General features: G+C 67.9%; 7 protein-coding genes. All 7 read left to right on the top strand.

What is annotated here, in order from left to right:
* Positions 1 to 354 (top strand): methyl-accepting chemotaxis protein (locus tag D588_RS0118540; protein WP_017917039.1); only part of this gene is annotated, 354 nt, incomplete at its 5' end.
* 349 nt (positions 355 to 703) lie between these two features.
* Positions 704 to 1,138 (top strand): hypothetical protein, encoded by a 435-nt coding sequence (locus D588_RS0118535; RefSeq protein ID WP_232764330.1) that lies wholly within the window; start codon positions 704 to 706, stop codon positions 1,136 to 1,138.
* Positions 1,135 to 3,342, top strand: coding sequence for a methyl-accepting chemotaxis protein (locus D588_RS0118530; protein WP_017917037.1), 2,208 nt, complete (start codon positions 1,135 to 1,137; stop codon positions 3,340 to 3,342). Before D588_RS0118535 ends, D588_RS0118530 begins: the two co-directional genes overlap by 4 nt.
* A gap of 60 nt (positions 3,343 to 3,402) precedes the next feature.
* Positions 3,403 to 4,185 (top strand): flagellar brake protein, encoded by a 783-nt coding sequence (locus D588_RS0118525; protein ID WP_026143868.1) that lies wholly within the window; start codon positions 3,403 to 3,405, stop codon positions 4,183 to 4,185.
* 122 nt (positions 4,186 to 4,307) lie between these two features.
* Positions 4,308 to 4,802, top strand: a complete 495-nt coding sequence (locus D588_RS0118520; protein ID WP_017910573.1) for a chemotaxis protein CheW — start codon at positions 4,308 to 4,310, stop codon at positions 4,800 to 4,802.
* Between the two features lie 200 nt (positions 4,803 to 5,002).
* A complete protein-coding gene (locus tag D588_RS0118515) occupies positions 5,003 to 5,365 on the top strand; it encodes a hypothetical protein (RefSeq protein ID WP_017910574.1) in 363 nt (120 codons plus the stop codon).
* A 103-nt stretch (positions 5,366 to 5,468) separates the two neighbouring features.
* Positions 5,469 to 6,969, top strand: a 1,501-nt coding sequence (locus tag D588_RS0118510; RefSeq protein WP_017917035.1) for an MCP four helix bundle domain-containing protein, incomplete at its 3' end; no start/stop codon positions are given.

Raw genomic sequence — 6,969 nt, 5'->3', positions numbered from 1 at the left:
TCGGTCGGCCGCGTCGCCGAAGGCTCGGCCCTGGTCGAGCGTGCCGGCACCACCATGCAGGAGATCGTGACCTCGGTGCAGCACGTCACCGACATCATGGGCGAGATCGCGGTCGCCTCGCAGGAGCAGTCGTCCGGCATCGAGCAGGTCAACCGCACCGTCACCCAGATGGACGAGAGCACCCAGCAGAACGCCGCGCTGGTGGAGGAAGCCACCGCCGCCGCGCGTTCGATGGAGGAGCAGGCCGGCCACCTGCGGCAGGCCGTGGCGGTGTTCAAGGTGCAGGCGGCGGCATCCTCGGTGCGTGCGCCGGCGGTACCGGTCGCGCCCAGGCCGACACACGCGGCCGCCTGAGTCCAGGCGCGCGGATCGCGCCACCCAGGCTCGGCCTGTCACGCCCCGGCCGGCGCACACCGCGCCGCCGGAACCACAACCCAATATGCCGATCGGCCGCGGAACGCCTCCGCGGCCGATTGCGTTTCCAGGCCTGCGCGACAGCCTTTTTTCGAAAACCCCACACCAGCGTCGTTACCACGGCGTGAAATGTGATGAATACGACATTAAGGATCGACAGGTGCTGTCGATAACGTGAACAGCCGGTGAGTGCCGGCGTCGCGCTGGCCGGTTTCCAATGCAGGCACTATCCACCACGACGCCCCGTTGGGGAGGTTTCACCCGCCTGCCATGGGGGCTGTTGCTGCTGGTGCTCTGGAGCATCTGGGCGGCAAGCCAACTGGTGGCGCTCGCCAGCCCGCCGCCGGCCGACAGCGCCGAGGCCATTCGCGCGCGCCTGCTGGCCTTTGCGCCCGCCATCGACGCTGCCGACGGGCAGCCCGTGGCGTTCCGCCTGCGCGTGGCCGGCTGCGACTGCGCCGCGCCTGCGGCGCTCGCACTGCCAGGGATGCGCAGCGTGGACCTGCGCGCGCGGCTGGCGCCGCCGTCCCTGCCCTATGCACTGATCGTCTTCGATGCGCAGTCCCGCTTGATCTATGCCGGCCCGGCACAGCTGGCCGGATGCGGCACGTCCATCCCCGCCGCGTCGCTGCTGCCGCGGCTGCTCGCCACCAGCGGCGCCGCGCCGCTGATCTCTCCCGCCCAGTGCGGATGTCCCACCGACTCCAAGGAATCCCTCTCATGAGCGCCTCGCCTACCCAAGGCAGCTTTCTCGTCGGCAACGAGCGCTACGTCTACCTGCAGAACCTGGCGGCGCAGGCCGACCGGCTGTTCGTCGTCGTCGCGGTCCTGGCCACCCTCGCCAGCCTGGCCGCCGCCTGGCATCAGGGCGCGTGGACGCCGTGGCTGGCGGTCAGCCTGCCGACCCTGGCCGTCATCGCCCTGCAGGTGAAGCTGCATCCGGGCAGCCTGCTGAGCCGCTGCACCGTGGCCTTGGGCCTGATGGTGCTGGCCGCGGCGCTGATCCAGCAGGCCGGCGGCATGATCGAAGTGCACTTCGGCGTCATCCTGCTGATCGCGCTGCTGCTGTACTACCGCGACTGGCGGCCGATCATGGTCGCGGCCGCCGCGATCGCCGTGCATCACGTGCTGTTCTTCTGGTTGCAGCACCGCGGCCTGCCGGTGCGGGTGTTCACCGCCGAGGCCGGGATCGGCATCCTGGCGATCCATGCGCTGTACGTGGCGGTGGAAGCGGCGATCCTGGTGCCGATGGCGGTGCAGATGCGCCGGCAACTGCTGGACGTGGGCCACGACCCGCACGCCCTGGCCCAGGCCGCGCGCGCCATCGCCCAGCAACAGCCGCTGTCGGCCGCGATCCGCGAGCTGGACCTGCCGGAAGGCTCCATCGCCCACACCCTGGTGGCCGCCAACGCGCAGCTGCTGCGCAGCCGCGAGCAGGACAGCGAGGCCCAGCGCGAGACCCAGCGCATCCGCAGCGCGCTGGACGATGTCACCACCAACGTCATGATCGCCGATGCCGACCGCCGCATCGTCTACGTCAACCGCCCGCTGCTGCAGATGCTCAGCGAGGTGCAGGAAGACCTGCGCCGCGACCTGCCGCAGTTCGATGCCAGCGCACTGCTGGGCAAGACCATCGACGTGTTCCACCGCCATCCCGAACACCAGGCGCGCATGCTCGCCGAGCTGACCGGCACGCACCGCGCGCAGATCCGCGTCGGCGGCCACACCATGCGCCTGATCGTCAATCCGGTCACCGACGCGACCGGCAACCGCCTCGGCTTCGTGGTGGAATGGGCCGACCGCACCGACGAAGTGGCGGTGGAAGAGGAGATCGCCGGCATCGTGCGTGGCGCGGTCGCCGGCGACCTCGGCGGACGCATCCGCCTGGACGACAAGCACGGCTTCCTGCTGCAGTTGGGCGAGCAGATCAACGCCATGCTCGCCGCCAGCGCCTCCGGCCTGGGCCACATCCAGCAGATGCTGCGCGCGCTGGCCGAGGGCGACCTGTCGCGGCGCATCGACGCCGACCTGCAGGGCGTGTACGCGAACATGAAGGACGATGCCAACGCCACCGCCGAGCAGTTGTCGGCGATCGTGCGGCAGATCCAGGGCGCCTCGGACGCGATCAACACCGCCGCCGGCGAGATCGCCGCCGGCAACGACGACCTGTCGCGCCGCACCGAGCAGCAGGCCGCCAGCCTGGAGGAAACCGCCGCCTCGATGGAGGAGCTGACCTCCACCGTCAAGCAGAACGCCGAGCATGCGCACCAGGCCAACCAGTTGGCGGTCGGCGCCGCGGCGGTCGCCTCGCAGGGCGGCAGCGTGGTCGGCAAGGTGGTCACCACGATGAGCGGCATCGAAGCCTCGTCGAAGAAGATCGCCGACATCATCAGCGTGATCGACGGCATCGCCTTCCAGACCAACATCCTGGCGCTCAACGCCGCGGTCGAGGCTGCGCGTGCCGGCGAGCAGGGCCGTGGCTTCGCCGTGGTCGCCAGCGAGGTGCGCGTGCTGGCGCAGCGTTCGTCCAACGCCGCCAAGGAGATCAAGGACCTGATCGACGACTCGGTGACCCGTGTGGCCGAAGGCTCGGCCCTGGTCGACCAGGCCGGCCGCACCATGCAGGACATCGTGACCTCGGTCCAGCGCGTCACCGACATCATGCGCGACATCGCCTCGGCCTCGCAGGAACAGTCGGCCGGCATCGAGCAGGTCAACCAGACCGTCGTGCAGATGGACGAGGCGACCCAGCAGAATGCCGCCCTGGTCGAGGAAGCCAGCGCCAGCGCCCGGTCGATGGAACACGAGGCGGGCGAACTGGCACGGGCCGTGGCATCCTTCACCCTGGAGCAGCGCCCGCCGTCGAACGCGGTCGCCACTGGCGGCAACGTGCAGCCGGTCTACAAAAAAGTCCAGCTCAGCCGATAGCATGCGTGGGGCGGCCCGACGCGGTGCCGCCCCACCCACCTCCAGTACCCACTCTCCACCATGGCCGAAGGCACTCCCAGCGACTCCCCTGTCCCGACTTCGCCGGAAGAAGAAGTGGAGGACGACCGTTTCCTGCTGACCAAGCCGCGACAGATCCGCCAGTTGCTGCAGTCGCTGATCCAGCAGCGTTCGCAGGTCAGCGCGCACGTGGGCGGTCGCGACCAGGCCTTCTCGACCGCGTTGCTGGACCTGGACGAGGACAGCGTGCTGCTGGACCTGAGCGTCAACGAGGCCTCCAACCGCGCCGCCGAGCAGGCCGAGTACCTGCTGTGCTTCGCCCAGCTGGACAAGGTGCGGGTGCGTTTCCGCATCGAAAGCCCGCAGCGCACCGACGACAACGGCCAGCCGGGCCTGCGTGCCCCGCTGCCGGAATCGCTCTACTACCTGCAGCGGCGCGAGCATTTCCGCCTGGAGACCCCGATCACCGATTCGCCGTGGTGCGTGCTGCGCATCGACGACGATGCCGGCCAGGTCGAACTGAAACTGCGCGTGGTGGACATCAGCGGCGGCGGCCTGGCGGTGGCGCTGGTACAGGGCCAGCCGATGCCGCAGCTGCAGCAGAGCTATCCGAACTGCGTGCTGCAGCTGCCCGATGCCGACGCCATCCGGCTGACCCTGCAGGTCTGCAACATGTATGTCTCCAAGCTCGCCAACGGCCAGGACACCCTGCGCGTGGGCATGCGCTTCCAGGACCTGCCGCGCGGTGCCGACGCGGCGATCCAGCGCTACGTGTTCCGCATCGAGCGCCAGCGCAGCGCCCGCAAGAGCGGCGTGCTTTCCTGAACGCCGCAAGCGGCCGGCCGATCCAGGTCTAAAGTTCGCCGTGGCCGCGCCGATCTAGCATAAGAGTCGCGCTTTCCCACCCACGCCACCACCCGCAATCCCGTGCGCACCAGGAGCACACGATGAACGACAAGACCACCTCCAATTCCGACGCCACCGGCGGCGAATTCCTCAGCTTCACCCTCGGCGAAGAACACTACGGCGTGGATATCCTCAAGGTGCAGGAAATCCGCGGCTACGACTCGGTCACCCGGGTCCCGGACGCCCCCGAGTACATCAAGGGCGTGATCAACCTGCGCGGCACCATCGTCCCGGTGATCGACCTGCGCCTGAAGCTGCGCCTGAAGGAAGCGCGCTACGACGCCTTCACCGTGATGATCGTGCTCAACGTCGAGAACCGCGTGGTCGGCATCGTGGTGGACAGCGTCTCCGACGTGATCCCGCTGAACGAAGAGCAGATCCGCCCGACCCCCGAGTTCGGCGCCGCGGTCGACACCCGCTTCATCTCGGGCATCGGCACCCAGGACGACAAGATGTTGATCCTGCTGGATATCGAGACCCTGCTCGACAGCGCCGAGTTCGGCCAACAGCACGCCCACGTCGACGAAGCCGCCTGACCCCCGGCCGCTGCGGCGGCCGCCCGGCTGTAGACGAAACCCGCCGCAAGGCGGGTTTTTATTTGAAATGCGAACTGTTTATCACTTGGGCGAATCAAGTTAACCGGTTTCACGCCGATAGCTGAAGAGTGGCCGGCATCACACGGCCCTCACTTCAGCCCCCGTCCCCAAGGAGTCGTTCCATGAAACCGAGCTTTCCCATGCTGCTGGTCCTGCTGCTCGCCGCCAGCCCCAGCACCTTCGCCCAGTCCCAGCAGATGATCCCGCCGGAGATGGCCACCCGTTTCGTCGGCAAGGACGGCATGGTCTGCGGCAAGGTCGAGAAAGCCAAGTACGCGCAGAATTCCGAAGGCGAGCCGACCTTCCTGTACATGGGCGGCATGTTCCCGCGCCACACCTTCTCCGCCCGCATCGCCGGCGCCGACCGCAGCAAGTTCGGCTTCGCCCCGGAAACCCTGGAAGGCAAGGACGTGTGCGTGATCGGCAAGATCGAGCGGGACAGCTCGCGTGCCGAAATCCAGGTCAGCGCGCCGTCCAGCCTGAAGCTGGCCACCATCAAGTAAGCCATTGCGCCGCCGTGCTGGACCCGTGCGCACGGTCCGGCGCGGCGGCGTTTGCCGTTTTTTGCCCCTTGTCGTCCCCCTCCGAATTATGGGAAACGCGCTCATGCAGTGGATTAAAGATCTGAAGGTGATGCCCAAACTGATGCTGGCGTTCGGCGTCGTGCTGGCGTTGATGCTGATCCAGGGCGTGGCCGCCTACCGCGGTCTTAACTCGCTCGATGGCGTGACCAAGAATGTGTCGTCGCAGGTGGTGCCGAGCGTGCGCACTGGCGGCGAAATGCGCGGCATCCTCGGCGAGTACCGCAACGCGGCCTACCAGAGCCTGATCCGCAGCAGCGATGCGCTGAAGAAGGAATCGGCCGCGCGCAAGGTTGCGCTGAAGAAGCAGATGGACCAGATCCTGGCCCAATATCCGCCCAAGATCGGCAGCCCGCAGGAAAAGACCATCTACGACCGTCTGGTCGCCGACTGGAAGAAGGCCAGCGCCTCCTACCAGTCCGTCGACGAAATGCTGCAGCTCGACCTGCACGACGACGCCATCGATACCTTCACCGGCGAGACCCGCACCCTGCACAACAAGGTGGTGGACGACGTCGTCGCCCTGATCGCCGAGAACGATCGCCAGGCCAAGGCCGCGGCCGACGCCGCCAGCGGCACCTATCGCAACGCCTCGGCAACCCTGCTGATCTGCCTGCTGATCGGCCTCGGCGCAGCGGTCGGTCTGGCCTTCCTGTTCGGGCGGATGCTCGCCAACAGCGTGCGCGATGCGGTCAAGGTGGCCAGCGACGTCGCCGCCGGCAAGCTCGACGGACATATCGACGCCAACAGCAAGGACGAGATCGGCGAGCTGATGCAGGCGCTCAAGCGCATGCAGCAGGACCTGCGCGGGCGCATCGAGCGCGACGCCGCGGTCGCCGCCGAGAACCTGCGCATCCGCACCGCGCTGGACAACTCCTCGACCGGCATGTTCATCGTCGACCTGGACTACAACATCGTCTACGCCAACCCGTCGATGCAGGGCCTCACCGACAAGTACGCCGAGCAGATCCACTCGGTGGCGCCGGCCTTCGATTCGAGCCTGCCGCTGGTCGGCTCGCCGGTGACGGTGCTGGAGTACGGCAACCAGCACGATCCCAAGACCCTGGCGGAGCTGGAAAAGAAGGGGGTGATGGAACGCGAGATGGCCTACGTCGACGCGCGCGTCGCCCAGACCATCACCGCCATCCGCGACCAGCACGGCACGCACATCGGCTTTGTCTGCGAATCGCGCGACCGCACCCTGGAAGCGCAGGTCGAGCAGGAAGTGGCCAAGATCGTGCGCGAGGCCGCCGCGGGCGACCTCAGCGGGCGCGTCGGCATCGAAGGCAAGCACGGCTTCTTCCTGCAGCTGGCGCAGCAGCTCAATGGCCTGCTGCAGGCCAACGGCGACAGCATCGGCCAAGTGTCCAGGCTGCTGACCGCGCTGTCGCAGGGCGACCTCACCGCGCGCATGCATGGCGATTTCCAGGGCGTGTTCGCGACCATGCGCGACGACGCCAACGCCACCGCCGAGCAGCTGGCGGCCATCGTCGGCCGCATCCAGCAGGCGGCGAACGCGATCAATG

Source organism: Xanthomonas sp. SHU 308 (genome assembly GCF_000364645.1).
Taxonomy (GTDB): domain Bacteria; phylum Pseudomonadota; class Gammaproteobacteria; order Xanthomonadales; family Xanthomonadaceae; genus Xanthomonas_A; species Xanthomonas_A sontii.
Note: the sequence above shows the minus strand (reverse complement) of the source record. Positions and strands in the feature narration are given on the sequence as shown.

Coding starts and splice junctions, on each gene's coding strand:
- D588_RS0118515 (WP_017910574.1), top strand. CDS start 5,003: ATGCTGCTGGTCCTGCTGCTCGCCGCCAGCCCCAGCACCTTCGCCCAG.
- D588_RS0118525 (WP_026143868.1), top strand. CDS start 3,403: ATGGCCGAAGGCACTCCCAGCGACTCCCCTGTCCCGACTTCGCCGGAA.
- D588_RS0118530 (WP_017917037.1), top strand. CDS start 1,135: ATGAGCGCCTCGCCTACCCAAGGCAGCTTTCTCGTCGGCAACGAGCGC.
- D588_RS0118520 (WP_017910573.1), top strand. CDS start 4,308: ATGAACGACAAGACCACCTCCAATTCCGACGCCACCGGCGGCGAATTC.